General features: G+C 64.2%; 20 protein-coding genes, 1 tRNA gene and 1 pseudogene. 7 read left to right on the top strand and 15 right to left on the bottom strand.

Annotated elements, in window-relative coordinates:
• The first annotated feature begins 5 nt into the window (after positions 1–5).
• The 4 genes from RSE14_RS02905 (at position 6) to hflX (ending at position 5,742) form a co-directional block, all read left to right on the top strand.
• Positions 6–2,231 (top strand): sensor histidine kinase, encoded by a 2,226-nt coding sequence (locus tag RSE14_RS02905; RefSeq protein ID WP_324075743.1) that lies wholly within the window; start codon positions 6–8, stop codon positions 2,229–2,231.
• Between the two features lie 58 nt (positions 2,232–2,289).
• Complete coding sequence (locus RSE14_RS02900; RefSeq protein ID WP_324075742.1) at positions 2,290–3,696, top strand: nitrogen assimilation response regulator NtrX; 1,407 nt, start codon at positions 2,290–2,292, stop codon at positions 3,694–3,696.
• A gap of 148 nt (positions 3,697–3,844) precedes the next feature.
• Positions 3,845–4,423 carry an RNA chaperone Hfq gene (gene hfq / locus RSE14_RS02895; RefSeq protein WP_324075741.1) on the top strand — a complete coding sequence of 193 codons (579 nt, stop codon included), beginning with the start codon at positions 3,845–3,847 and terminating at the stop codon, positions 4,421–4,423.
• A 26-nt stretch (positions 4,424–4,449) separates the two neighbouring features.
• Positions 4,450–5,742, top strand: a complete 1,293-nt coding sequence (hflX, locus tag RSE14_RS02890; RefSeq protein ID WP_324075740.1) for a GTPase HflX — start codon at positions 4,450–4,452, stop codon at positions 5,740–5,742.
• Between the two features lie 4 nt (positions 5,743–5,746).
• Here hflX and mazG read toward each other — a convergent pair whose 3' ends face one another.
• From mazG to RSE14_RS02845, 9 genes are read right to left on the bottom strand one after another with little or no spacing between them, the layout of a single operon-like run.
• Positions 5,747–6,523 (bottom strand): nucleoside triphosphate pyrophosphohydrolase, encoded by a 777-nt coding sequence (gene mazG / locus RSE14_RS02885; protein ID WP_324075739.1) that lies wholly within the window; start codon positions 6,521–6,523, stop codon positions 5,747–5,749.
• A 38-nt stretch (positions 6,524–6,561) separates the two neighbouring features.
• A complete protein-coding gene (locus RSE14_RS02880) occupies positions 6,562–6,759 on the bottom strand; it encodes a hypothetical protein (protein WP_324075738.1) in 198 nt (65 codons plus the stop codon).
• Entirely contained in the window at positions 6,756–7,538 is a 783-nt protein-coding gene (locus RSE14_RS02875) for an MBL fold metallo-hydrolase (protein ID WP_324075737.1), read from the bottom strand. The genes RSE14_RS02880 and RSE14_RS02875 overlap by 4 nt, the downstream gene beginning before the upstream one ends.
• Complete coding sequence (locus tag RSE14_RS02870; protein WP_324075736.1) at positions 7,535–8,311, bottom strand: TatD family hydrolase; 777 nt, start codon at positions 8,309–8,311, stop codon at positions 7,535–7,537. Before RSE14_RS02870 ends, RSE14_RS02875 begins: the two co-directional genes overlap by 4 nt.
• A complete protein-coding gene (gene metG, locus RSE14_RS02865; protein WP_324075735.1) occupies positions 8,311–9,876 on the bottom strand; it encodes a methionine--tRNA ligase in 1,566 nt (521 codons plus the stop codon). The genes RSE14_RS02870 and metG overlap by 1 nt, the downstream gene beginning before the upstream one ends.
• A complete protein-coding gene (locus RSE14_RS02860) occupies positions 9,869–10,825 on the bottom strand; it encodes a DNA polymerase III delta subunit-related protein (protein WP_324075734.1) in 957 nt (318 codons plus the stop codon). Before RSE14_RS02860 ends, metG begins: the two co-directional genes overlap by 8 nt.
• A complete protein-coding gene (tmk, locus tag RSE14_RS02855; protein WP_324075733.1) occupies positions 10,822–11,457 on the bottom strand; it encodes a dTMP kinase in 636 nt (211 codons plus the stop codon). Before tmk ends, RSE14_RS02860 begins: the two co-directional genes overlap by 4 nt.
• The gene (locus tag RSE14_RS02850; RefSeq protein ID WP_324075732.1) at positions 11,454–12,629 is read right to left on the bottom strand and encodes a D-alanyl-D-alanine carboxypeptidase family protein; all 1,176 of its coding nucleotides are present in this window, start codon (positions 12,627–12,629) and stop codon (positions 11,454–11,456) included. The genes tmk and RSE14_RS02850 overlap by 4 nt, the downstream gene beginning before the upstream one ends.
• Positions 12,630–12,682: 53 nt before the next feature.
• Positions 12,683–13,735, bottom strand: a complete 1,053-nt coding sequence (locus RSE14_RS02845) for a lytic murein transglycosylase (protein ID WP_324075731.1) — start codon at positions 13,733–13,735, stop codon at positions 12,683–12,685.
• Positions 13,736–13,862: 127 nt separating this feature from the next.
• Here RSE14_RS02845 and RSE14_RS02840 point away from each other — a divergent pair.
• Positions 13,863–13,952: transfer RNA gene (locus RSE14_RS02840), tRNA-Ser, on the top strand.
• A gap of 368 nt (positions 13,953–14,320) precedes the next feature.
• Here the strand turns inward: RSE14_RS02840 and RSE14_RS02835 are convergent.
• Positions 14,321–15,517, bottom strand: a complete 1,197-nt coding sequence (locus RSE14_RS02835; protein WP_324075730.1) for a CaiB/BaiF CoA transferase family protein — start codon at positions 15,515–15,517, stop codon at positions 14,321–14,323.
• A 138-nt stretch (positions 15,518–15,655) separates the two neighbouring features.
• Between RSE14_RS02835 and RSE14_RS02830 the strand changes: the two are divergent.
• Positions 15,656–17,021: pseudogene (locus tag RSE14_RS02830) on the top strand (IS3 family transposase).
• Positions 17,022–17,443: 422 nt separating this feature from the next.
• Here the strand turns inward: RSE14_RS02830 and RSE14_RS02825 are convergent.
• From RSE14_RS02825 to RSE14_RS02810, 4 genes are read right to left on the bottom strand one after another with little or no spacing between them, the layout of a single operon-like run.
• The gene (locus tag RSE14_RS02825; RefSeq protein WP_324075729.1) at positions 17,444–18,298 is read right to left on the bottom strand and encodes a class I SAM-dependent methyltransferase; all 855 of its coding nucleotides are present in this window, start codon (positions 18,296–18,298) and stop codon (positions 17,444–17,446) included.
• Complete coding sequence (gene lpdA, locus RSE14_RS02820) at positions 18,298–19,707, bottom strand: dihydrolipoyl dehydrogenase (protein ID WP_324075728.1); 1,410 nt, start codon at positions 19,705–19,707, stop codon at positions 18,298–18,300. Before lpdA ends, RSE14_RS02825 begins: the two co-directional genes overlap by 1 nt.
• On the bottom strand, positions 19,697–20,107 hold the full coding sequence (locus tag RSE14_RS02815) for an acyl-CoA thioesterase (protein WP_324075727.1): 411 nt from the start codon (positions 20,105–20,107) through the stop codon (positions 19,697–19,699). Before RSE14_RS02815 ends, lpdA begins: the two co-directional genes overlap by 11 nt.
• A gap of 4 nt (positions 20,108–20,111) precedes the next feature.
• Entirely contained in the window at positions 20,112–21,530 is a 1,419-nt protein-coding gene (locus RSE14_RS02810; protein WP_324075726.1) for a 2-oxo acid dehydrogenase subunit E2, read from the bottom strand.
• A gap of 147 nt (positions 21,531–21,677) precedes the next feature.
• Here RSE14_RS02810 and RSE14_RS02805 point away from each other — a divergent pair, with 147 nt between their 5' ends.
• A complete protein-coding gene (locus tag RSE14_RS02805) occupies positions 21,678–22,130 on the top strand; it encodes a universal stress protein (protein ID WP_324075725.1) in 453 nt (150 codons plus the stop codon).
• A gap of 7 nt (positions 22,131–22,137) precedes the next feature.
• Here the strand turns inward: RSE14_RS02805 and rnr are convergent, their stop codons facing one another.
• On the bottom strand, positions 22,138–24,435 hold the full coding sequence (rnr, locus tag RSE14_RS02800) for a ribonuclease R (protein WP_324075724.1): 2,298 nt from the start codon (positions 24,433–24,435) through the stop codon (positions 22,138–22,140).
• Positions 24,436–24,562: the final 127 nt, after the last annotated feature.

Raw genomic sequence — 24,562 nt, 5'->3', positions numbered from 1 at the left:
CACCGATGGAGACCCAGCGACCGCCAGTGACGAGCCCGCCGCCGCGCCAACTGCCGCGCTGGTGGCGGTCTTTCATCATCGCCTCGCGCCGGGCCAATATCTTCTTCTGGCTGGAAGTCCTTTCAGGCGTAGCCTTGCTGGCAGCCGTCGGGGCAACGTGGCTCACCTATGGCCAGGCGAGCGCGCCCGATGCGCTGCTGCCGACCATTCAGGTCTCGGCCCTCTTGATGGCAACGCTGGTGCCGGCGATGGCGCTGCTGGTGCTGTTCGGGCGGCGCGTGGCGCTGCGCCGCGCGGCGGGGAGCACGGCGCGGCTGCACGTGCGGCTCGTGTTCTTCTTCTCGATGGTCGCAGCCTTGCCGACCCTGCTGGTCGCAGGCTTTGCCGCGATCCTGTTCCAGACCGGCGTCGACTTCTGGTTCTCCGACGATTCGCGCGGGCTGATGGAGAACGCCAACGCGCTGGCGCAGAACTATTACGATGCGAACCAGCGCGATGTGCAGCAGGAAACGCAGGCGATGGCGAGCGACATGCGCTTCATTCTCGAGCGCGTGACCATCACGGATGACGACTTTCCCGATTTCTATGCCCTACAGACGCAGGGTCGGAAGATTTCCGAGAGCGCGATCCTCCAGCGCATGCCCGACAAGTCGCTGCGCACGGCCGCGATCCTCAATCTGACCGAAGACAACAGCCCGCTCGATTTCACCGCCACGGCCCTGCCGCGGCTCGAACAGGGCGAACTCGTGGTCGTGGTGGGAAGCCCTGAACGGATCGAGGCGCTCGCGCCGATCGATGCGGCAAGCGGCATCTACCTCTACAATGCCCGCACCACCGAAGAGAGCATGTTCAATTCATGGTCGCGCGCGCAATCGATCGTCTCGGCCTATGATCGTCTGACGAGCAGCGCGCGCATGCTCCAGTTGCGCTTCAACATCGCGTTGGTGGCGGTCAGCCTGCTCTTGGTGGGCGTGGCGATCTGGTTCGCGCTGCGCTTTGCCGATCGGCAGGTGAGGCCGCTGACCGATCTGGTCGGCGCGGCGCGCAAGGTGGGGCAGGGCAATTTCGCGCTGCGGCTTGAGGGCCGCACCGGGGCGGACGAGATCGGGCTGCTCAATCGCGCCTTCAACCGTATGACCGCGCAGCTCGACAAGCAGACCCAGGCGCTCGTCAGCGCCAATCGCCAGATCGATGATCGCCGCGCCTTCACCGAAGCCGTGCTCGAATCCGTCACCGCAGGCGTCATCTCGGTCGATGCCGAGGCGCGGGTGACTCTGATGAATTCCTCGGCGCAGGCTCTGCTGGTGCCCGAGGGCGCGGCCTCGATGATTGGCCAGTCGCTGGAGGTGATCGAGCCCGAACTGCTGCGCATGATCGCCGAGGGCAAGGAACGCGCGATCATCACCCATGCGCGCGGCACCGAGATACTGACCCTCGCGGTCAAGGTCGCACCCGGCACATCGGGCCATGTGATCACCTTCGAGGACATCACCCGCCAGCTGCTGGACCAGCGCCAGGCGGCATGGTCGGATGTGGCGCGGCGCATCGCGCACGAGATCAAGAACCCGCTCACCCCGATCCAGCTGGCGACCGAGCGCCTGAAGCGCCGCTACCGCACGCAGGTGGAAGATAGCGAGCGCGACCTGTTCGACGATCTCACCAGCACCATCGTGCGGCAGGTCGGCGACCTCAGAACCATGGTCGACGAATTCTCCTCCTTCGCGCGGCTGCCCAAGCCGGTGTTCCGCGACGAGGACGCGCTCGATCTCGTCCGCCAGGCGGTGTTCCTGCAGGAAGTCGCCCATTCGGGCATCGCCTTCTCGGTTGCCTCAACCGGCCTGCTCGACCGCGAAGTGCGCTGCGATCGCCACCAGTTCGGCCAGGCCATGACGAACGTGCTCAAGAACGCGGTCGAAGCGGTCGAGGCGCGCGCGGGCGAAGGACGGGGCGAATATGCCGGCGAGATCGCGGTTACGATTGCCGACGCGGGCGAGGCGATCACCGTCACCATCGAGGACAATGGCATCGGTCTTCCGGCCGACCGCGAGCGGATCACCGAACCCTATGTCACAACCCGCGAAAAGGGCACCGGCCTCGGGCTCGCCATCGTCAACAAGATCGTCGACGAGCATGGCGGCGCGATGAGCTTTGCCAGCACCACCACCGGCGGCACGCGGGTCACCTTGCGCTTTGCCCGCAATCCGCAACCTGTCGAAGGAGGCAGCGCATGATCGCCCGCCTTTCGCCCGACTGCATCCAACCCCAACCGCTACCTGAGGGATCCTGAAAATGGCGCTCGAAATCCTGATCGTCGATGACGAACGCGATATCCGCGAACTGGTCGCGGGCGTGCTCGGCGATGAAGGCTATGTCTGCCGCACCGCAGCCGACAGCACCGAGGCGCTGGCCGCGATCGACGAGCGCCGGCCGAGCCTCGTGCTGCTCGACGTGTGGCTTCACGGCAGCCAGATGGACGGGCTCGAACTGCTCGATGCGATCAAGGCGCGCGAGCCGGGCCTGCCGGTGATCATCTTCTCCGGCCATGGCAATATCGACACGGCGGTTGCTGCGGTCGGGCGCGGGGCGATGGACTTCATCGAAAAGCCCTTCGAGGCCGAGCGCCTGCTGCTGCTGGTCGAACGCGCGACCGAGACCGAAAGGCTGCGGCGCGAGAACTCGCGTCTGCGCGAAGGCAGTTGGTCGAGCGCCGAATTCACCGGCAATTCGCCCACCATCAACTCCGTGCGCGCAACCTTGAAGCGGGTCTCCAACACCGGCAGCCGGGTGCTGATTTCCGGGCCTCCGGGAGCAGGCAAGGAAGTTGCCGCGCGCTTGCTCCACGCATGGAGCGGGCGGGCCAATGGCGCTTTCGTGCTGGTCAACTCGGCGCGCATCACACCCGAGCGCTTCGAGCAGGAATTGTTCGGCGAGGAAGTGAACGGCAAACAGGTGCGCCCGGGCCTGCTCGAACTCGCTGATGGCGGAACGCTCTATCTCGACGAAATCGCCGACATGCCGCTCTCCACCCAGGCGCGGATACTGCGTGTGCTGACCGACCAGAGCTTCGTGCGCGTGGGCGGCACGCGGCAGATCGGGGTGGATGTGCGCGTGGTCTCCTCGACCACCCGCGATCTCACCGTGGAAATGGCGGAAAAGCGGTTCCGCGAAGACCTGTTCTATCGCCTTAATGTGGTGCCCGTGGCGATCCCCTCGCTGGCCCAGCGGCGCGAGGATATTCCCGTGCTGGCCGAGCATTTCTTCACCCGCTACTCCAATGATCAGGGCCTTGCCCCGCCGGAGATTTCGAGCGAGGCGATGGCGGCGTTGCAGGCCTATGACTGGCCGGGCAATGTCCGCCAGCTGCGCAACGTGGTCGAGCGCACGATCATCATGACCCCGCGCGAAAAGCTCACCACTGTCGAGCCCGACATGCTCCCGCCGGAGATCACCGGGGGGCAGATCGGGATGACGGGGGAGAACCTCTCGGCCATCATGGGCGTGCCGCTGCGCGAGGCGCGGGAGAGCTTCGAGCGGGAATATCTGGCGATCCAGATCCGCCGCTTCTCGGGCAATATCTCGAAAACCGCGAGCTTCATCGGGATGGAACGCTCCGCGCTCCACCGCAAGCTCAAGCTGCTCGGTATGGCTGACCGGCGGGACGACAGCGAAGGCGGCGGCGAAGGCGAGGGCGAGTAAGTCCCGCCAAATCAAACCCAAAACAAACCTTGTCCCAAGGGTTGGCAATCGCCATTATGGCATCTGGAGTCACGCTGCACGGATCGGCAGCAGGGCTTGCAAACTCGCGGACCGCAAAAACCGGCCGCCAAGAACAGGAGCCAAGACCATGTCCACAGGGCGAACGCTCTCCCCTCGTCCGGTCACCCGCACAGCCGCTCCGGCAGAAACGCGCGGGTCAGATGGCGGCGCAGGCCGTCAGGGCAATCTTCAGGACGCCTTCCTCAACCTGCTGCGCAAGAACAAGATTCCCGTCACCATGTTCCTGGTGAAGGGCGTGAAGCTGCAGGGGATTGTCACCTGGTTCGACAATTTCTCGATCCTGCTGCGCCGCGATGGCCAGTCGCAGCTGGTCTACAAGCACGCGATTTCGACGATCATGCCCGGCCAGTCGCTCGATCCCGAACAATTCGCGAGCGGTGCGGGCGGACGCAAGCCCAAGCTTCTGCAGGACGTGTTCCTCAGCCGCGTCGCGGAGGCCGAGGTGCAGGTGACGATGTTCCTCGTCAACGGCGTGATGCTGCAGGGGCGGATCGCCGCCTATGATCTGTTCTGCATGATGCTGGAACGCGACGGCGCGGTGCAGCTCGCCTACAAGCATGCGGTTTCCACCATCCAGCCCGCAGGGGCGGTCGATCTCAGCGTCGATGGCGACGATGAATTCGATGACGACGGGGCCGACGACTGAGCTTCGAGAGCGAATTCGATAACGAGGTGACCCGCGGTGCGCGGGCGCTGGTGCTGTGCCCTGATATCAAGGCGCTGCGCTATGATCTCGACGCGCGCGAGCGCCTCGCCGAGGCCGAAGGGCTGGCCCTGGCGATCGGCATTGTCGTCTCGCATTCGGCGATCCTGCCGATCCGCAAGATGCAGCCCAACACGCTGTTCGGATCGGGTCAGGTCGAGAATATCGCGATCTGGTGCGAGCAGTACGAGGCCGAACTGGTGATCGTCGACGGCGCGCTCACCCCGATCCAGCAGCGCAATCTCGAAGACCGGCTGAAGCGCAAGGTGATCGACCGGACCGGACTGATCCTCGAAATCTTCGGCGAACGCGCGGCGACGGCCGAGGGTCGCTTGCAGGTTGAGCTTGCCCATCTCGATTACCAGCAGAGCCGGCTCGTGCGCAGCTGGACCCACCTTGAACGCCAGCGCGGCGGCTTCGGCTTCCTTGGTGGTCCGGGCGAGACCCAGATCGAGGCTGACCGCCGCATGATCCGCCAGCGCATGGGCCGCCTGCGCCGCGAACTGGAGCAGGTGCGCAAGACCCGCACGCTGCACCGTGAACGCCGCGGGCGCGCGCCCTGGCCGGTGATTGCGCTTGTGGGCTATACCAATGCCGGGAAATCCACGCTTTTCAATCGCTTGACCGGCGCCGAGGTAATGGCCGAGGATCTGCTCTTCGCCACGCTTGATCCCACCATGCGCGCGATCCGTCTGGCCGGTGTCGAAAAGGCGATCCTCTCCGACACTGTGGGCTTCATTTCCGATCTGCCGACGCAGCTGGTGGCGGCCTTCCGCGCGACACTGGAGGAAGTGACCGGCGCGGATGTGATCTGCCACGTGCGCGACATGGCCAATTCCAGCCATGCAGCGCAGAAGAAGCAGGTGATGGAGGTGCTCGCGGATCTCGGCGTCGTCGACAAGGAGAACGGCGAGAGCTCGATCCCCATCCTTGAAGTCTGGAACAAGTGCGATCTGCTGGACGCTGAAGCTCTTGAGGAATTGCGCGAGAGTGCCGAAGGGCAGGGGGCGGTTATCCTCTCTGCGGTGACGGGCGAGGGGATGGCTGATTTCGAGGCGCGGATCGCCGGCATGCTTACCGGAACCGCGCGGGAGGTGAGCTTCATCCTGCCCCTGTCAGACGGACGGCGCCTCGCCTGGCTTCATGCCCATGGCGATGTGCTGGCCGAAGAGGATGCGGGCGATGGCGAGGCAGGCCCTCAGCGTCGCATTACTGTGCGGCTGAACCCCAAGGAATTGGGGCAATTCGCCACTTTAAGTTAGTAAATCAAGTGACTTGCTCGCCTTTCTTGGCGCGTTGCCACAATTCCTCCTGAGCTTCGAGCGAGAGCTTGGGAAAGTCCTCTCCGGCCAGATGTTCCATCCCGCGGAAGCGCCGTTCGAACTTGGCATTGGCCGCACGCAAGGCATCCTCGGCGCTGATCCCGTGGGCGCGGACGAAGTTGACCACGGCGAACAGCAGGTCACCGGCTTCCTCGAACCTGTCTGCCTCCGAGGTGGCGGCCTTAAGTTCATCGATTTCCTCGGCGATCTTCAATTCCGAGCCCCTGGGATCGGGCCAGTCGAAGCCGGTGCGCGCGGCGCGCTTCTGGAGTTTCTGGGCGCGCATCAAGGCTGGCAGCGACAATGCGACACCGTCCAGTGCGCTGGTGACGCCCTTCGCAGCGCGCTCGGTTTCCTTGAGATCTTCCCAGCGGGCTTCGGTCATAGCACCGCCGGCATCGGCAAAGACATGCGGATGGCGCGCGAGCATCTTGTCACTGATTGCCGCGGCGACATCGGCGAAGGAGAAGTGTCCGGCTTCCTCGGCCATGCGGGCGTGGAACACGACCTGGAAGAGCAGGTCGCCAAGTTCGTCACGCAGGTCGATCATGTCGGAGCGCGCGATTGCGTCCGCGACTTCGTAAGCTTCCTCGATCGTATAGGGCGCGATGGTACCGAAGTCCTGCGCGAGGTCCCAATCACAACCAGCGTCAGGATCGCGCAAGCGCGCCATGATCGCCAGCAAACGCTCGAGAGGGGGGAGATCGGCAAGCTCGCTCATGGCAATCCTTGAGATGGATAATATATATTATGTAAACTTTAGATCAGGGCGCTGGTGGTGTCCTGCGCCATCAGGAACCACACAGTCAGCAGATATAGCCCCGCAAAAATCGCCAGCCAGATCAGCGCGAGCCGGACATTCTTCCACAAACCCAGGCGATGCGACTTCAATTCGGCCACCACCAGAACAAGGCAACCAATCGTCGCGATCACGAGGTAGATCGCATATTCGTTCAAGCCGTGATCTCCAGACAGTCATATCCGACGGTTACGAAATCCGGCACCTCATCGCACAGCGCGCGATAATCCATGCTCTTGTCGAGATGGCTAAGCACCACGCGGCCGGCCTTGCAGGTCTCGCCGAGTTCGATCGCCATCCCAAGATGCGCATGCGTAGGATGCGGTTCGCGGCGCAGACAGTCGCTCACGAGAATATCGACCTTGTAGAACAAATCGATCATGTCATCGGAAATTGCACTAAAATCTGTGGCATAGCCAATGGATTTTCCATCAGCTTCAAAGCGGAAAGCGGTAGTTTCGCCCGGTCCATGCTCCATCTGGCACCACTCGACGCCGAAACCCGCGATCATCTTCAACCGGTCGAGCGTGTCGATGGTGCAGATCGTGGGATAGCCTTCCTGCCCGGCAAACACATAGCCGAAGCGCTGGCGCAATCGCCGCACGGTTTCGCTTGAGGCAAAACCCGGGATCGGGCCGGCACGGCCATAGCGCAGCACCCGCAAATCATCGATGCCGTGGCAGTGATCGGCATGATCATGGGTCCAGAACACCGCGTCGATGCTGCCGATCCGGTTGGCGAGCAGCTGTGCGCGGCAATCGGACGAGGTATCGACCAGCAACCGACGGCCTTCATCGCTCTCGACCAGGATCGAAACCCGTGTGCGGCGGTTGCGCGGCTCGTCCGGATCGCAATCGCCCCAGTCGCCGGTGCCATCCGGCCCGCCCAGTCGCGGCACCCCGGTCGAGGTGCCAGAACCGAGCATCACCAGCTTCACGGGCGTGCCTTGCTGAAAAGATTGAAGAAGTTCTTGGTGGTAACCTGTTTCAGGTGTTCCACATCCGTTCCGCGCAAGCCCGCGACGAAGGCGGCGGTATCAGCCACATAGGCCGGCTCGCACACCCTCCCCCGATGCGGCACGGGTGCGAGGAAGGGGCTGTCGGTCTCGACCAGCAGGCGATCCTCGGGGATCACCTTGGCGACCTCCTGCAATTCGCGCGCGTTCTTGAACGTGACGATCCCGGAAAGCGAGATCGTCAGCCCCAGCGCGAGCACCTTGTCGGCGAAATCGGCCGAGGCGGTGAAGCAGTGGATCAGCGCGGGGAAGGCCCCCTTCCCCATCTCCTCGGCAAGGATCGCGTGGGTATCTTCTTCGGCATCGCGGGTATGGATGATGAGGGGCAACTGGGTTTCGCGCGCAACATCAATATGCATGCGGAACAGCGACTTCTGCGCCTCTCTGTCCGACTTGTCGTAATAGTAGTCGAGCCCGGTTTCGCCGATCGCGATCACCTTGGGGTGCTGCGTCGCTTCCAGCAGGGCGGCGCGACCAAGATCCTGATGCGCGTCCGCCTCGTGCGGGTGGATGCCGACAGAGGCGAACACATCGGGCTCGCGCGCGGCGGTACCGACCACCTGATCCCACTCGCTCTGGCGGGTCGAGATATTGAGGAAGGCGCCGATGCCCGCCGCCCGCGCGCGCTCCAACACGCCCTCGCGGTCCTCGACGAGGCCTTTGTATTCGAGGTGGCAATGGCTATCGACCAGCATCAGGCGGATGCCTCCTCCGCCGGCAGTTCGAGCCGCGGGAACAGCGGGGTCGGCGGGGCGAGCTGGTAGTTGCTCTCGGCCAGTGGCGAATACCAGTGGCCGCGGATACCTTCGAGATCGCGAAGATTTTCCGGAATACCGAGCATATCGAGCAGCTTGGAAGCGCTTGCCGGGATCACCGGGCTGATCGCTACGGCAAGCTGCGCGATGCAGATGTAAAGCGTGGCGAGCACTGTCTCCATCCGTTTGGGATCGGTCTTGCGCAAGGTCCACGGTGCCTGCGCGTCGATATAGGCGTTGCAGGCGAACACGGCCTGAAGCCAGGCTTCGACCGCCTGCTGAAGCGCAAGACTTTCGAATGCCTGAGGAATCTCCGTCGAGATCGCACGATCAACCGTCTCGAACAGCGCGCTGTCGGCATCCTGGTGCCCGTGGATCGCAGGAAGATAGCCTTCGAGGTTTTTGGCGATGAAGCCCAGCGTGCGCTGCGCAAGGTTGCCGAAGGCATTGCCGAGTTCGCCATTGGCGCGCAGCACAATCGCTTCAGGCGAGTACGACCCGTCCTGACCGAAGGCGACTTCGCGCATCAGGAAATAGCGCAAGGCATCGACACCGAAAGTCTCCGCCAGTTCAAGCGGATCGGTGACATTGCCGAGCGACTTCGATTCCTTCTGCCCGCGGTTGAGCAGGAAGCCGTGGCCGAAAACCTGCTTTGGCAGCGCCAGATTGGCGCTCATCAGGAAGGCGGGCCAGTAAATCGTGTGGAAGCGCACGATGTCCTTGCCGATCAGGTGCAGGCTGGCGGGCCAGAAATCACCCATGTCTTCAGGATAGCCGAGACCCGTCAGATAGTTGGTGAGCGCATCGACCCACACATACATGACATGCCCCTCGCTGCCGGGCACCTTCACGCCCCAGTCGAAAGAGGTGCGGCTGACCGAAAGATCGCGCAGGCCCTGTTCGACAAAGGCGATCATCTCGTTGCGGCGGCTCGCCGGTTCGAGGAAGCCCGGCGTCTTCAGCAATTCAAGCAGTTGGCCTTGATACTTCGAAAGTCGGAAGAACCAGCTTTCCTCGACCGTCCATTCGACCGGCGTGCCTTGCGGGGAGAGCTTTGCCCCGCCCTCGCCCTCGACCAGTTCGCTCGCGTCGTAATAGGCCTCGTCACGGACCGAGTACCAGCCTTCGTAGCAATCTAGATAGAGATCGCCCGCAGCTTCCATCGCCTGCCAGATCGCCTGACTGGCGCGGTGATGATCGGGTTCCGACGTCCGGATGAAACGGTCATAGGACACATTCAAAGCATCGCACATCTCGCGGAAATAGCCGGACATTTCGTCGGCAAGCTCGGACGGAGTGCGGCCCTGCTCCTCGGCCTTGCGGGCCATCTTCAGCCCGTGCTCGTCGGTGCCGGTCTGGAACCGCACGCGGCGGCCCATCAGCCGCTGGAAGCGCGCTATCACGTCGGCCGCAATCGCCTCATAGGCATGGCCGATATGCGGCCGCCCGTTGGGATAGGAGATCGCGGTGGTGATGTAGAAGGGAGTGGTGTCGGTCTCAGCCATGGGCCGGTTCGCTAGCGGGGGCGGCCGCGACAAGCAAGCTGCCGATCTCGAAGGGGAGCATCCCGGGATCGAAATTGGCGGTCGGTGCCTCGGCGGCGAGGCTGAACAGCGCGGCGTGGGTATCGGCAAGGCGCAGGCGGCGCTCGCTGTCCTCGCTTGCCCGCGCGGCCCGCGCGACGAGCGACTGCGCCAGATCGAGCACAGCCTGCACCCGCTCGCGATCAGCCCTTGGGCCGATCAATCGTGCAAGCTCGCCGCGTCCGGTCATCCCGCTGTCACCGGCGGCGACGAGTGCCGAAATCACTTTGGCAATGGGCGCGAGATCCTGCGCGGCAAACCGCAGGGCCGCGCCGAAGGACCCCTCCGCCGCAGCGATCGCACCGGGATCGGGCGGAAGGCCTTCATCCGCCAGCATCGCGGCAAGCTGGCTGTCCGAGAGCGCGGGAAAGCGCAAGGTGCGGCAACGCGATCGGATGGTCGGCAGCAGGCGCGCGGGACGGTGGGTTACCAGCAGGAAGAACGTGCCGGCGGGCGGCTCCTCAAGGCTCTTGAGCAATGCGTTGGCGGCGGCCTTTTCCATGTCGTCGGCCGGGTCGATGATGATCGCGCGGCGGCTCCCCAGCGTCGGGCGGGTGACAAGGCGGCGCTGCATGGCGCGGATCTGCTTGATGCGGATCGAACGCGCGAGCTCGAAGGGTTTGCCATCGGCGGCGGCGCGCTCGGCCTTGTCGTCCTTGGGACCATAGGTGAGCGTGATGATATCGGGGTGATCGCCCGAAGGCTGCGGGATGCCGGGCTCTGCCACCAATTCGCGCGCGGCGGCCATGGCGAAGTCGCGCTTGCCGAGGCCGGCCTTGCCCGCGAGCAGCCAGCCATGATGCATCCGCTCCCCACCCAGAGCATCGCGCCACTGACGCCACGCCTCGTCATGATTGGGCCAGTCCGTCACGGAAGAAGCCCCGCGATGGCAAACATGATCCGCGTATGGACGTCCTCGGGCGTGCCCACGGCATCGATCCGGGCAAAGCCTTGCGGGTCCCCTTCCGCCAGAGCGCGGAAGGCCGCGGCGACGGCGCGGTGATACTCCGCCGGCCGGCCTTCGATGGCATCGGCGTCATTGCCGCGTGCGGCAAGGCGTGCGGCGAGTGCTTCCTCGCTGCCTTCGAGCAGGATGACCGCATCGGGCCTCATCCCCTCGCTGCCGAACTCGTGGAGCGCAAGGATCGCGTCGTCCCCCAGTCCGCCAGCCCCGCCCTGATAGGCGCGGCTTGAATCGACGAAGCGGTCGCAGACCACCCATGTGCCGCGGGCGAGCGCCGGACGGATCAGGTGCGCGAGGTGATCGGCCCGGGCGGCAGCGAACAGCAGGGCTTCGGCCTGCGGCATCCAGCCTTCGGCACCTGGCGGGGCGAGCAGAAGCGATCGGATCGCCTCGGCCCCCGGGGTGCCGCCCGGCTCGCGCGTGACGACGACATCGATCCCGCGCGCACGCAAGGCTTCGGCCAGCAGCCGTGCCTGCGTGGACTTGCCCGCCCCCTCCCCGCCCTCGAAGGCGATAAAGCGACCCCGCGCGCTGCTCACGAGAACAGACCTGCCACAGCATTGATGACCCGGTCAAACGGCCCGGCCACGCCCACCGCTTCGGCCGCGTAGAGCGGGATGCGCGCTGGCGATAGGCCGGGGGCGGTCACTTCCAGCACCGCGACTTCCTGACCGGCAGCGATGGGCGCGCGCAGCGGCCCGTCATAGCGGATGCGAGCTGCGAGCTTTCCCGAGGCATCGCGCGGCAGGTTGATCGCCACCGCGCCCTTGCCGACCAGCGCCACGCTGCGCGCATCGCCGTTCTGCACCCGCGCCGCGCCGACTTCGGCACCCGGATCATACAGCCGCCGCCGCTCGAAGGCGGAAAAGCCCCATTCCATATAGGCCCTGGCGACTTTCGCACGCAGTCGCCCGTTGTCGACCCCGCCCAGCACCAGAACGAGCCGTTTCCCGTCGCGCCGCGCAGTGCCGAGGTAGGAGAAGCCGGATTCATTGGTGAAGCCGGTCTTGATCCCGTCCGCTCCCGCAAGGCGGCCCAGCAAGGGATCGTGATTGACCTGCGCGATGCCTTTGTAGTCGAAGCCCGGGCGGCCGATGTAATAGGCGAACTTGTCCGGATGGCGGGCGATCATCGCGCGCGCCAAGGTCACCAGATCGCGGGCGGTGGTGAAGGTTCGCCCCTCGTCGGGAAAGCCGTTGGGGGTGCCGAAATGGCTACCGCTCATGCCGATCCCGCGCGCGGTCGCATTCATCTTCGCCGTCCATGCCGCAACCGATCCGGCCTGTCCTTCGGCCAGCACCGCCGCGCCATCATTGGCCGAGACATTGGCGATGCCGAGCAGGAGATCATCCACCCGCACCCGCTCGCCCTGCACAAGGAACATGGTCGAACCCTTGCGCCGCCATTCACGCGCGACAACCGGGCTCATGCTGAAGATCTGCGCCGGATCGAGCTTGCCCTCTTCGATCAGATCGAAGGCGAGATAGAGCGTCATCACCTTCGTCACCGAGGCGGGCATGAAGCGCCGATCGGGATTACGGGCGTGGAGCACCTGCCCGCTGGTGATGTCGACCAGCATCGCCACCGGCGCTTCTTCCGGCGTGGGAACTGCCGGAATCACCCGCTCGCCAAACCGCTGCGCATGGGCAGGGCTGGCCAACAGACCGAGAAGAATCAGGGGCAGCAGCAAGCGGTGTTTCAGAGCCATCATCACGCGCGCGGCTATACCCGTGCACCTGTCCCTTGGCGAGGCGCGCAAGGGGCTCAGTTCACGATTTCGTCGGCCAGCAGCCCCACGCTCAGGGCATAGTAGCTGGAGCAGTTATATTCGAGGATGACGCGGTAATTGCCGGTCACCAGCCAGGCGGGCGAGCCGGGGCCATCGGGCTGGAACAGCGAGACCATCACGTCATCGGCGAGGCCTCGCTGCGCCACAACGCCAAGGCTGCGCCATTCGGCCACGGTCTTCCACATGGACAACCGCTCGTGCACGCGCGGACACTGGGGTGCGGCAATGCGGGTCTTGTAGGCTGCGGCATTGAACCCGTCCGGCACCGCCGCGCGCACGCCCCAGGGCTGGCCAGCGCGCCATCCGGCATCGCGGAAGTAATTGGCGACCGAGGCGAAGGTATCGGCGCGGTTGGCGAAGATATCGGCCCGCCCGTCTCCGTCCCCATCCACTGCAAGCCGCAGATAGACGGTGGGGAGGAACTGCGGATTACCGAAAGCCCCGGCATAGCTGCCCACGAGGCTGGCGCGCGGGTAGCCCTTGTCCGCAATCTTGAGCAGCGCGACGAATTCGCCGGCGAAAAGCTCGCGCCGCCGCCCTTCCCATGCCAGCGTGGCGAGGCTGCGGGCGAGATCGAAGTCGCCCTTGACACGGCCATAGCTGGTCTCGTGCCCGAAGATCGCGATGATAATCGCACCCGGCACGCCGGTCTCGGCCTCGATCCGGGCAAGCTGGTCGCGATGCTGGGCATAGACAGAGCGTCCGCCGCCGATCCGCGCAGCATCGACATGGGTGGCGATATAGCCCGACATCGGCGGATAGCCGCGGGTGGTGGCACTGCCGGGCTGGTTCTGGTCAAGCGCGATCACGCGCATATTGGGCGTGAGACCCGCCGTCATCCGCTCGATCGTACCCGGGCTCACGCCTTCGCCCCGCGCGCGGGCCTTGAGGAGTTCGAGATAGGCCACAAAGTCGATCCCGTCGCTCGGCGATGCTTGCGCGGCCGCAGGCGCGCTCGCGGGCGGCAGAGCGCCCAGCACCAGCGCGGCAAGGCCAAGCACAAGGGCAGAAGAGATGCGGGGAATCATCTGCCTAGGGATGTCACACCTTGGCCGAATCCCCAACAACCGGATCGGCGTTCTCCCCCTCTGGCGGGGTGAACTGATGACAAGAGTGGTGACAATGGCCTCGTCTGGCGCTAGCCGCTTGGCACAAGGACAGGTGGCCGAGTGGTTTAAGGCAGCGGTCTTGAAAACCGCCGTAGGTGCAAGCCTACCGTGGGTTCGAATCCCACCCTGTCCGCCAATCTCATCTGTAACTCTTGGGCTTTTTCTCTCAACCGCCGCCTGTTACCATAACCGCTCCCCGATAGGGAGCTGACTTGAATGGGCCGCCGCCTTCACGGTTCTATGGTTAGGCCGATGGGCCGCATAGGATCCCAGCCAATTGCTTCGTTTCTCGATTTAGCCCGCGCCATACCCCCCCGGGGGTGGGGCCGAGCGCATCGTGACTGTCACGGGCTACCCCAGCGCGAAATTTTTTTTAGATGAACTGGAAAAATCCGAGCCGGCCGAACGCATGACCGCGCCGGTCCATCGAAATGCTTGATCAGGAGCGCGACAGGCTCGCAATTCTGACCCCAGCGCTACGCCCGTGGAAATGTCGTGTTTGCCTCAGGGCGCCCGATGCATTGTGTGGTGTTCGTTGGCGACAAAGCGCACCTCTTCGGAATGTTCACCTAGCTTTGGCGCGTGATCGAGAACCGGACGCTCATAGTCGTCGAAGCGGATCGGTGGCTGTGTCTCGAAATAGTCACCTTCCGTCGGATGGGTGCGGCGTTTAAAGAAGCCGGTAGCTTCGAGATGGGGATCATTCTTGATTTCGGAGATATCACGCGCTGCTTGAGCTGGTATCTGTGCTCCGTGGCAAAGCACGAGTAACTCCGCTGTAGTGAAGTTCTGCGTTAGTCGCGCAATCTCCTGATAGAGAGCCGCTATATTGATGGACCGCAGCTTAAAGGTTGCGAACCGCTCATCCGAGAGAAAGCTCGGATTCCCAAGCATCTCAAAGATGCGCGGCCACGCTTCATCGGTATAAGCGACGATACTGATATAGCCGTCTGAGGTAGGAAAAGGCTGCCGATCGGGATCGACCTGACGGCCATAGCAGGTCGGAGCATTCGGCGGGTCGAATGTTTCACCCGCAAGGTGCTCAAGCAGCATGAAGCTGGTGAATGCCTCGAACATCGGGACTTCGACACGTTGGCCGTGACCGGTGCGTAGCTTATGTATAATTGCTGCTAAAACGGCATAGGCTCCATGCAGGCCAGCAACCTTGTCCGCAATGAGCGAAGGAAGGTAACGCGCACGCGGATCGCCATCTACCCGACTCAGCAAACTCGTGGTGCCGCTAGCTGCCTGGATCACGTCGTCGTAGGCCTGTAGATCGGCATAAGGCCCATCTTGAGCGAAGCCGAGGCAATGGACGTAGATGATCTCCGGATTGATCGCCTTCACACTGGCGTAGTCGAGTCCTAACCGCTCGGCTGCCTTGCCGCGGATGTTCAGTATGAAAACGTCTGTGACGCGCAGGAGGCCCTTCAAGATTGCATTATCATCAGGCTCTTTGAGGTTCAGGACCGCAGATTTCTTGCCGCGGTTGATCGTCATGAACCCCGGGCTCATCCCCTTAGTCGCGACCGCCTTGCCGGACCATCTGAACGAATCCCCGCTTCCAGGTGCTTCGATCTTCGTCACTTCAGCCCCAAGGTCGGCGAGCAATTGGGTGCAGTAGGGCCCGAATACCACGCTGGTCAGGTCGAGGACCTTAACCCCTTCGAGCATTGCTTTTCCGTCTGATGTAGCGATCATGAGCCTGTTCACCTCGTTTTGCGCTTTTCGACTAATGCGGTGACCCCTAGCGCTGTCCCCCGTCAGCACCAATGGCACAGATTTGAGGTTGTGATTTAAGGAGGGTTGGGGCTTCGTCGTAGTGACGAAGGAACGAAGATGAAGACCCAATCCTCCTTGAAAAAATCGGCACCCAAAAAGCCCCCCGCTGAGCGGGTTGTGAAGGACATCCGGCGGCAGACCTGTCGTCATTTCTCGGCTGAAGACAAGATCCGGATCGTGCTCGATGGGCTACGCGGTGAAGACAGCATCGCCGAGCTCTGCCGCAAGGAAGGCATCGCCCAGAGCTTGTATTACACCTGGTCGAAGGAGTTCATGGAAGCGGGCAAGCGCCGACTTGCCGGTGATACTGCTCGTGCCGCAACCACCGGCGAAGTGCAGGATCTGCGCCGCGAGGCCCGTGCCCTCAAAGAATGCGTTGCGGACCTGACGCTCGAAAACCGTCTGCTGAAAAAAAGCATGATCGCGGATGGGGAGGGCGAAGAATGAGGTATCCCGCATCCGAGAAGCTTGAGATCATCAGGGTCGTCGAGCAGTCCCACCTGCCCGCCAAGCGGACGCTCGACAAGCTGGGCATCGCCCGTCGGACCTTCTACCGCTGGTATGACCGCTATCTCGAGGGCGGGCCGGAGGCGCTGGAAGATCGCCCTCCGCGCCGAGCCGGGTGTGGAACCGCATCGCGCCTGAGGTGCAGGATCAGATCGTCGGACTCGCGCTGGATTACAGCGAGCTGTCCCCACGCGAACTGGCCGTGCGATTTACCGATGAACGCCAATACTTTGTGTCCGAAGCCACGGTTTACCGCCTGCTGAAAGCACACGACCTAATCACCAGCCCGGCCTATGTCGTGGTGAAAGCGGCTGATGCGTTCCATACCAAGACCACCCGGCCAAACGAGATGTGGCAGACCGATTTTACCTACTTCAAGATCATCGGGTGGGGCTGGATGTATCTCTCCACCGTGCTCGACGACTTCTCGCGCTATATCATCGCCTGGAAGCTGTGCACCAACATGCGGGCCGAGGATGTGACCGACACGCTGGACCTCGCCCTGGCAGCTTCCGGCTGCGACAGCGCCACGGTGCTGCACAAGCCAAGGCTGCTCAGCGATAATGGTCCCAGTTACATCGCGGGAGAACTGGCGGAATACATCGAGGCCAACAAGATGAGCCACGTGCGCGGCGCCCCGATGCACCCGCAAACCCAGGGCAAGATCGAGCGCTGGCACCAGACCCTGAAAAACCGCATCCTGCTGGAGAACTACTTCCTGCCCGGCGACCTCGAGGCCCAGATCGAGGCCTTCGTCGAGCACTATAACCACCAGCGTTATCACGAAGCGCTGTCCAACGTGACACCCGCCGACGCCTACTTCGGCAGGGCCCCAGCCATCATCAAACAGCGTGAAAGGATCAAGCGACAGACCATCGAACATCGGCGCTTGCAACACCGCAACCTCGCCGCGTAACATCAACCCCCGGACGAGGCCCGCACTCCGCTAATTTACGCCCCGTGTTGTGCCGAATGTTCTGACGACGGACAGACGCGCACAGTAACGGTGTTGGAATTGATCGTGCGCGGCCCTGCACCATCATCGTAGCTGGCAACCGCCGTATTCTCGATCAGCGTGCCGGCCGAAACACCTGCCGCCAAGGCAGCGTTGTGGGACAAAGCAAGCATGCCGTAACGGCAAGCGAGGCTGCGAAGGGGCGGCGCGAGAGAAACTGCGTAGTCATACGCAGGGTGAGTTAGGCGTTAATGGTTAATTCTAGGTAGTTTGCCGGAGGCTTAAGCCCTCAAATGCGCCACATTCGTCCCCGGGCGCGTTAACCAGGGGAGTTGCCGCGGTGCTAGACGCGCTTCGCAATGCGTCTGGCTGGAGCGAGATATTCAAACGTTTGCACGCACCAACCACGCCTTTGCGCCCATCATCACGCCTTCGCCTTCAATGTGGCGATCGGTGAAGAGGGCGATGAGATCGGCGCGCGCTGCGTCCCGCACATCCGCGCCCGCCTCATCAAGGACGCGTCCGACCGCCATGGCTGCAAGGACGAAATCGGTCGCCGCCACCGGCGAAGTTCCGGGCCCACCGATTGGTTGCAGACCTTCGTATGCGGTCACATCCATGCTGCCGAACCCCGCGCCCGTCAGCACTTCTTCGAGATAGCCGAGATCCTCGAAAGCGAAGGGCCCGGGCGCACGCGGCACCGCCGGCGGTATCTCGACATGACGGCGGGCGACGCCCATCACTTCCATCATCCAGAGGTTGTCACGCGGGTTGGCCCAGACGGCGAGATCGATCCGCGCGCCCGGCTTCAGCATCGTCTTGAGGTTGGCAAAGGCGGGCACGGGCGCATCGAAGAACATCGAGCCGAAGCGCGAGAACAGCCGGTCGAAGGGCGGCGTGTCGAGGTGCGCCGTTGCGGCATCGGCGCAGACGAAGCGCGCAGAGCTGGCGGCGGCGCTGGCCCGGTGGCGCGCTCGCTCGATCAGCATCGGCGCAACATCGAGCCCGAGCGCAGCGCCCTGCGGGCCGACCCTTTCGGCAATCGCCAGTGTGGTCGCCCCGCCGCCGCAGCCGAGATCGAGCACCCGCTCGCCCGCGTGATACTCAGCCCGGGCCAGCAGGGCCGCGCCAATCGGGGCAATCATGCCTTCGAAGCGATCGAGACTGGCGAGCCACCGCGCGCCCATCTCGCCGGCCCAATCCTCGCCCTTCAGCGCCTCGGGTGCAGGCCCGGCCATCAGAAGTGCAGCGCCCGCCCGTACGCGTCGAGCACGCTTTCATGCATCATCTCGGACAGCGTCGGGTGCGGGAAAACGGTCTGCATCAGCTCGGCCTCGGTGGTCTCCAGCGTCTTGCCGACGGTGTAGCCCTGGATCAGTTCGGTCACTTCCGCGCCGACCATGTGCGCGCCGAGCAATTCGCCGGTCTTCGCATCGAAGATCGTCTTGATGAAGCCCTCGGCCTCGCCAAGTGCGATGGCCTTGCCATTGCCGATGAAGGGGAAGTTGCCGACCTTGATGTCGTAACCTGCCTCTTTCGCCTTGGCTTCGGTAAGGCCGACCGACGCGATCTGCGGGTGGCAGTAGGTGCAGCCCGGGATGTTGTTGCGATTGAGCGGGTGCGGGTGAACCTCGGTGTTGCCGAGATCTGCCGCAATCGCCTCGGCACAGGTGACGCCCTCGTGGCTCGCCTTGTGCGCCAGCCACGGCCCGGGTGTGCAGTCGCCGATCGCCCACAGGCCGGGTGTCTTGGTACGGCCATAGGGATCGATCTGGATGAAACCGCGATCCATCTCGGCAAGGCCCTCAAGCCCGACATTCTCGGTGTTGGGCACGATCCCGATGGCGACGATCACATGGGTGAAGTCGTGGCTCGCGCTGGTGCCCGCCTTGTCCTTGATGGTGGCCTGAATGCCGCTTTCCGAGACCTTGATCGCCTCGACACCCGCACCGGTCATGATGGTGATGCCCTGCTTCTTCAGTGACTTTTCGAGGAAGCTGGAGACGTCGGCGTCCTCCACCGGCACGATCCGGTCGAGCATTTCGACGACAGTCACTTCGCTGCCGAGATCATTGTAGAAGCTAGCGAACTCGATCCCGATCGCGCCCGAGCCGATCACCAGCAGCTTGGCGGGCAGTTCCGAAGGGGTCATGGCGTGGCGATAGGTCCACACGCGTTTGCCGTCGGCGGGCGCAAAGGGCAGGTCGCGTGCGCGCGCACCGGTGGCGACGATGATGTGCTTGGCGGTGAGGGCCTCGGTGCACTTCTCGCCTGTGACGGTGAGGCTGTTCGCCCCCGTCAGCGTGCCGGTGCCCATGTGCACGGTGATCTTGTTCTTCTTCATCAGGTGGCCGATGCCCTGATTGAGCTGCTTGGCGACCCCGCGGCTGCGCTTGACGATGGCGGCTAGGTCGGCCTCGATCCCCTGCGCCACAAGGCCGTAATCGCCCGCGTGCTGCATGTAGTGGAAAATCTCGGCCGAGCGCAGCATTGCCTTGGTCGGGATGCAGCCCCAGTTGAGACAGATGCCGCCGAGGTTCTCGCGCTCCACGATGGCGGTCTTGAGGCCGAGCTGCGCGCAGCGGATCGCCGCTACATAGCCGCCGGGGCCGGAGCCTAGCACGATCACGTCATAGTCATTTGCCATTGGTATCATCCTTGGGGAGGAGGAGTTGGGGATTGGCGACCAGCGCCCGCGGGCGGCCGTCCTCGCCGATCAACACGAATTTGAAGGTGCCGCGCGCGACAGTCTGCGTTGCCTCGCCATTGCGCTCGCGGGCGATGGCCTCGGCCGCGATGGTGAGCGAGGTGGTGCCGGTGGCTAGACACTCGCAGTAAACGCTGAGTTCGTCCCCCACCGCCATTGCGCCGGGGAAGGCGAAGTCGTTCGCCGAGACGACCACCGCCTTACTCTGCCCTACGCGGCTCGCAAGGGAGCCCGCACCCAGCGCCATCTGCGCCATCAGCCAACCGCCAAACACCCCACCATAGGGGTTGGTATCGGCGGGCATCGCCGTGGCGCGGATCGTCAATTCACCCGATGGCATCGGGCTAGACCACCAGCCCCATCGGGTTCTCGCACAGCTGCTTCAGCGCTTCCATCAGCTGCGCCCCGTCAGCGCCGTCGATGGCGCGGTGGTCGAAGCTGCCGGTGGCGCTCATGACCGTGGCGGGGACGATCTGGCCGTCCTCGACCCACGGACGCTGCTCGCCCGCACCGACGGCGAGGATCATCGCTTGCGGCGGGTTGATCACTGCGTCGAACTGCTTGGTGCCGAACATGCCGAGGTTGGAGAGGCTCGCCGTGCCGCCCTGGAATTCGTGCGGTTGCAGCTTGCCGTCCTTGGCCTTGTTCGCGAGCGCCTTCATCTCGGTGCTGATCTCGGCAAGGCCCTTGCGGCCAGCGTCGCGGATGATCGGCGTGATGAGGCCCGAAGGCGCTGCCACCGCGACCGAGATATCCTGCCGCGTGAATTGCAGCAGCGTATCGCCCTGGAAGCTGACATTGCACTTGGGCACGCGCTGCAATGCGCGGGCGAGCGCCTTGATCAGCAGATCGTTGACCGACAGCTTCACTCCGTCCGCCTCAAGGCTCTTGTTCAGTTCGCCGCGCAGCTTGAGCAGCGCATCGAGGCGGATGTCGACCGTGAGGTAGATGTGCGGGATGGTCTGCTTGGCTTCGGTCAGGCGGCGGGCGATGACCTTGCGGACATTGTTGAGCTTCTGCACCTCGTAAGGCGCATCGAGATCGCCGCCGAGGCTGGGGACGGCCACCGGAGCGGCGGGCGCAACGGGTGCAGCGGGTGCCGGAGCAGCAGCAGGCGCGGGAGCCGCAGCGCCGGGGGTGAAGGCCTCGACATCTTCCTTGACGATCCGGCCATTGGGGCCAGTGCCCTTCACCAACGCCAGATCAATGCCCTTGTCCGCCGCGATCCGCTTGGCGAGCGGCGAGGCGACAATGCGCGCGCCGGAGGCCGCAACGGGCGCTGCCGCAGGCGCGGGAGCCGGTGCCGCTGCCGGTGCCGCAACCACCGCAGCGCCGCCCTTGAGGATTGCAGCCTCGACATCTTCCTTGGTGATCTTGCCCTTGGGGCCGGTGCCGGTGACGCCGGCGAGATCGATCCCGTTCACCTCGGCGAGCTTCTTGGCGGTCGGAGTCGCGGCAGGGCCATCGGCGGCAGCGACCGGTGCAGCCGCAGCGGGCGCTGCTGCCGGAGCAGCCTCCTCGCCTTCCACCGTCAGCCGCGCGATCACCGCGCCGACCTTCACGCCCTCGCTGCCTTCCGCGATCAGGATTTCGGCGATCACGCCTTCATCGACCGCCTCGAACTCCATTGTCGCCTTGTCGGTCTCGATCTCGGCCATCACGTCGCCCGAGGAGACCGTGTCGCCAACCTTCACCAGCCAGCGTGCGAGCGTGCCCTCTTCCATGGTGGGCGACAATGCCGGCATCTTGATGTCGAGGGCCATGATCCGTTGAAACTCCCGTAAACGATCCTTGGCTTTCCTCTGGCCAATTCCCTTACGTCGGGCAAGGCCCAGATTGGCGGAAGCTTGCGGGGACTTGCCAATCCATACGAATGCATTGATATCCTCAAGGCCAACGGGGCTGAGACAATGCGCACATTTCTGGTCATCATCGACGAGAGCGAAGAGGCGCTGGCCGCCTTGCGTTATGCCGCGCGCCGGGCCGCCAATGTCGGCGGTGCGGTGCATCTGCTGGCGCTGGTGCCGCAGCAGAATTTCAGCGCTTTCGGCGCGGTGCAGGCGACGATCGAGGCCGAGGCGCGTGACCGGGCAGAGATGCTTGCGCATGGCGTTGCGGGCAGCCTGCTGGCCGAAAGCGGGATCATGCCGACCATCTCGGTGAAGATCGGTCAGGGACAGAAGATCGTCAGCGAATTCCTTGCCGACCATGCCGAAGTCGCCGCGCTCGTGCTGGGCGCAGCCAAGGGAGCGGCGCCCGGCCCGCTTGTGACGCACTTCTCGAGCCTCGCCGGCACCCTGCCCTGCCCGGTCTACATCATCCCCGCCGATTACGACGAGACGACGCGCGACCATCAGGCGTAGTGGAACGCTATTTCTTGCGGCCCTGATGGCGGATATTGCCCGGCCGTCCGCGCTTTCCCACGATAAACTTGCCCGCCTTTTTGGGCGGACCACCTGCACCCCGCCGTCGATCTTCCGGTCGGCTCCCACGCGGTTCGATGGCCCCGGCATCGGCATCGGGCAGCACGAATTTCAGCGATCCGGTGAGCGCATTGGCCTCGCCCAGTCGCAACTTCAGCCGGTCGCCGGTCGCATAGACCGTTCCGCTGTCGCTGCCGACCAGCGCCTTGGCCGCCTCGTCATAGCGGAAATATTCGCCCCCCAGCGTCGAGATCGGGACGAGCCCGTCCCCGCCAAGCCCGACGATGGTGGCAAAGAAGCCGAAGCTCTGGACCCCGGTGATGCGGGTGTCGAACACCTCGCCCACGCGGCTCGAAAGCCAGGCCGCGACATAGCGGTCGATGGTGTCGCGCTCGGCCTCCATCGCGCGCCGCTCGGTCTGGCTGATCGCGTCGGAGACCTGTTGCAGGCTCGCGCGGTCGCGGTCCGATAGCCCGCTGGTGGCCGGGATCGAGCCCGGCGGGGCAGGTTGCTCCAGCTTGTAGGCATCGACCAGCGCGCGGTGCACGAGCAAATCGGAATAGCGCCGGATCGGCGAGGTGAAGTGGGCGTATGATCCAAGCGAAAGGCCGAAATGCCCGGCATTGGCGGGGCCGTAATAGGCCTGGGTCTGGCTGCGCAGCACCGCCTCCATCACCAGCGCCTTTTCGGCCTCGTCCGCAATGTCCTTGAGCATCCGGTTGAACAGGCCCGGCGTCACCACCTGTCCCAGCGCCAGCTTCTTGCCCAAGGTTGCAAGGTAGTCTCGCAAGGCAATCAGCTTCTCGCGGTTCGGCGGCTCATGGATGCGGTAGACCACCGGCGCGGTTTTTGCCTCCAGCGCCTTGGCCGCCGCGACATTGGCCGCGATCATGAAATCCTCGACCACGCGGTGCGCATCGAGCCGCTCGCGAATGGCGATCGAGGCGATCCGGCCCTGTTCGTCGAGCACCACGCGGCGTTCGGGCAGTTCGAGCTCAAGCGGATCGCGGGCATGGCGCGCGGCTGCCAGCGCCTTCCACGCCGCCCACAGGTTGGCGAGGAATTCGGGCGGATTGCCCTCGTCCACCGCCTTCTGCGCGTCCTCGTAGGCGATGTTGTGCGCGATGCGCACAGTTGCGCGCGTGAAACGGAAACTCGAAACCTTGCCATCAGCGTTGATGTGCAGGTGGCAGGCCATGGCCGCGCGGTCCTCGCCCTCTTTCAGCGAGCAGACATCGGCCGAGAGCACTTCGGGCAGCATCGGCACCACCCGGTCGGGGAAATAGACCGAATTGCCGCGCTTTCTCGCCTCGCGGTCAAGCGCGGAGCCGGGGCGGACGTAGAAGCTGACGTCAGCGATCGCGACGAGCGCATTGAAGCCGCCCTGCCCGTCCGGCTCTGCCCAGATCGCATCGTCATGATCGCGCGCGTCAGCGGGGTCGATCGCAACGATCGGCAGATGGCGCAGGTCCTCGCGCGCCTTTTCGGAGAGCTTCAATTTGGCCGCGCGCGGGGCTTCCTCAAGCACCTCTTCAGGGAAGATGTGCGGGATGCCGTGCTTGGCAATGGCGATCAGGCTGAAGGAGCGCGGGGCGAGCGGATCGCCGACCACCTCGACCACTTTGACCCCGGCCCGTTCGGACCGGCCGACCCTTTCGGCGATCACCAGCTGGCCTGCCTCGGCAGAGCCACGATCCGCGATTGGAGCGGACTGGCGCACGCGCTTGTCCACCGGCGCGAGCCAGGCCTTGCCGGTCTTGTCGATCTCGACAATCCCCATCAGCCCTTCGGTGCGCGCCGGGAGCTTTTTCATCACATGGGCGATCCAGCCCCGCTCGGTCTCCTCGGTACGGGCCAGCACGCGGTCCCCGCGCTTGAGCGCAGGCGGACGTTTTGCACCCCGCATCTTGGGTTCACGAATGATGAGGCGCGGCGGCTTGCCGGGAGCCTCCGGGTCCCAATTGTCCGGTTCGGCAACCAGATCGCCCTCGTCGAGATCGACGATCTTGAGGGTGGTCACTTTGGGCACTCCGCCCATACGGTGGAAGGCGCTTTTCGAGCCGTCGATCAGCCCTTCTTCGGCCATGTCCTTGAGCAGGGCCTTGAGCTTGATCTTCTCCTGCCCCTTCAGCCCGAAAGCCTTGGCGATCTCGCGCTTTCCGGCGGGGATGTCGGAGGACTGGATGAAATCGAGCACCTGAGCAGGCGTCGGCATGCCCTGCGGCAGCTTGGGTGGTTTGGCCATGGACATGGCCCTAACCCATAAGCCTCGTCATTGCGAGTGGAGCGAAGCAATCCATGGACAGACATTCGCCTTAGCCACTAGGCCGGATCATGGATTGCCGCGGCCCTGACGGGCCTCGCAATGACGA

This window comes from Erythrobacter sp., assembly GCF_035194505.1.
Classification (GTDB): domain Bacteria; phylum Pseudomonadota; class Alphaproteobacteria; order Sphingomonadales; family Sphingomonadaceae; genus Erythrobacter.
The sequence above is the reverse complement of the archived record's forward strand: the minus strand, read 5'-3'. Positions and strand labels throughout refer to the sequence as shown.

Coding starts and splice junctions, on each gene's coding strand:
- RSE14_RS02825 (WP_324075729.1), bottom strand. CDS start 18,298: ATGGCCGGGCCTGCACCCGAGGCGCTGAAGGGCGAGGATTGGGCCGGC.
- RSE14_RS02905 (WP_324075743.1), top strand. CDS start 6: ATGGAGACCCAGCGACCGCCAGTGACGAGCCCGCCGCCGCGCCAACTG.
- RSE14_RS02845 (WP_324075731.1), bottom strand. CDS start 13,735: ATGATTCCCCGCATCTCTTCTGCCCTTGTGCTTGGCCTTGCCGCGCTG.
- RSE14_RS02815 (WP_324075727.1), bottom strand. CDS start 20,107: ATGCCATCGGGTGAATTGACGATCCGCGCCACGGCGATGCCCGCCGAT.
- RSE14_RS02810 (WP_324075726.1), bottom strand. CDS start 21,530: ATGGCCCTCGACATCAAGATGCCGGCATTGTCGCCCACCATGGAAGAG.
- metG (WP_324075735.1), bottom strand. CDS start 9,876: ATGGCTGAGACCGACACCACTCCCTTCTACATCACCACCGCGATCTCC.
- rnr (WP_324075724.1), bottom strand. CDS start 24,435: ATGGCCAAACCACCCAAGCTGCCGCAGGGCATGCCGACGCCTGCTCAG.
- RSE14_RS02850 (WP_324075732.1), bottom strand. CDS start 12,629: ATGATGGCTCTGAAACACCGCTTGCTGCTGCCCCTGATTCTTCTCGGT.
- mazG (WP_324075739.1), bottom strand. CDS start 6,523: ATGAGCGAGCTTGCCGATCTCCCCCCTCTCGAGCGTTTGCTGGCGATC.
- RSE14_RS02805 (WP_324075725.1), top strand. CDS start 21,678: ATGCGCACATTTCTGGTCATCATCGACGAGAGCGAAGAGGCGCTGGCC.
- lpdA (WP_324075728.1), bottom strand. CDS start 19,707: ATGGCAAATGACTATGACGTGATCGTGCTAGGCTCCGGCCCCGGCGGC.
- hfq (WP_324075741.1), top strand. CDS start 3,845: ATGTCCACAGGGCGAACGCTCTCCCCTCGTCCGGTCACCCGCACAGCC.
- RSE14_RS02900 (WP_324075742.1), top strand. CDS start 2,290: ATGGCGCTCGAAATCCTGATCGTCGATGACGAACGCGATATCCGCGAA.
- RSE14_RS02870 (WP_324075736.1), bottom strand. CDS start 8,311: ATGCTGGTCGATAGCCATTGCCACCTCGAATACAAAGGCCTCGTCGAG.
- RSE14_RS02835 (WP_324075730.1), bottom strand. CDS start 15,517: ATGATCGCTACATCAGACGGAAAAGCAATGCTCGAAGGGGTTAAGGTC.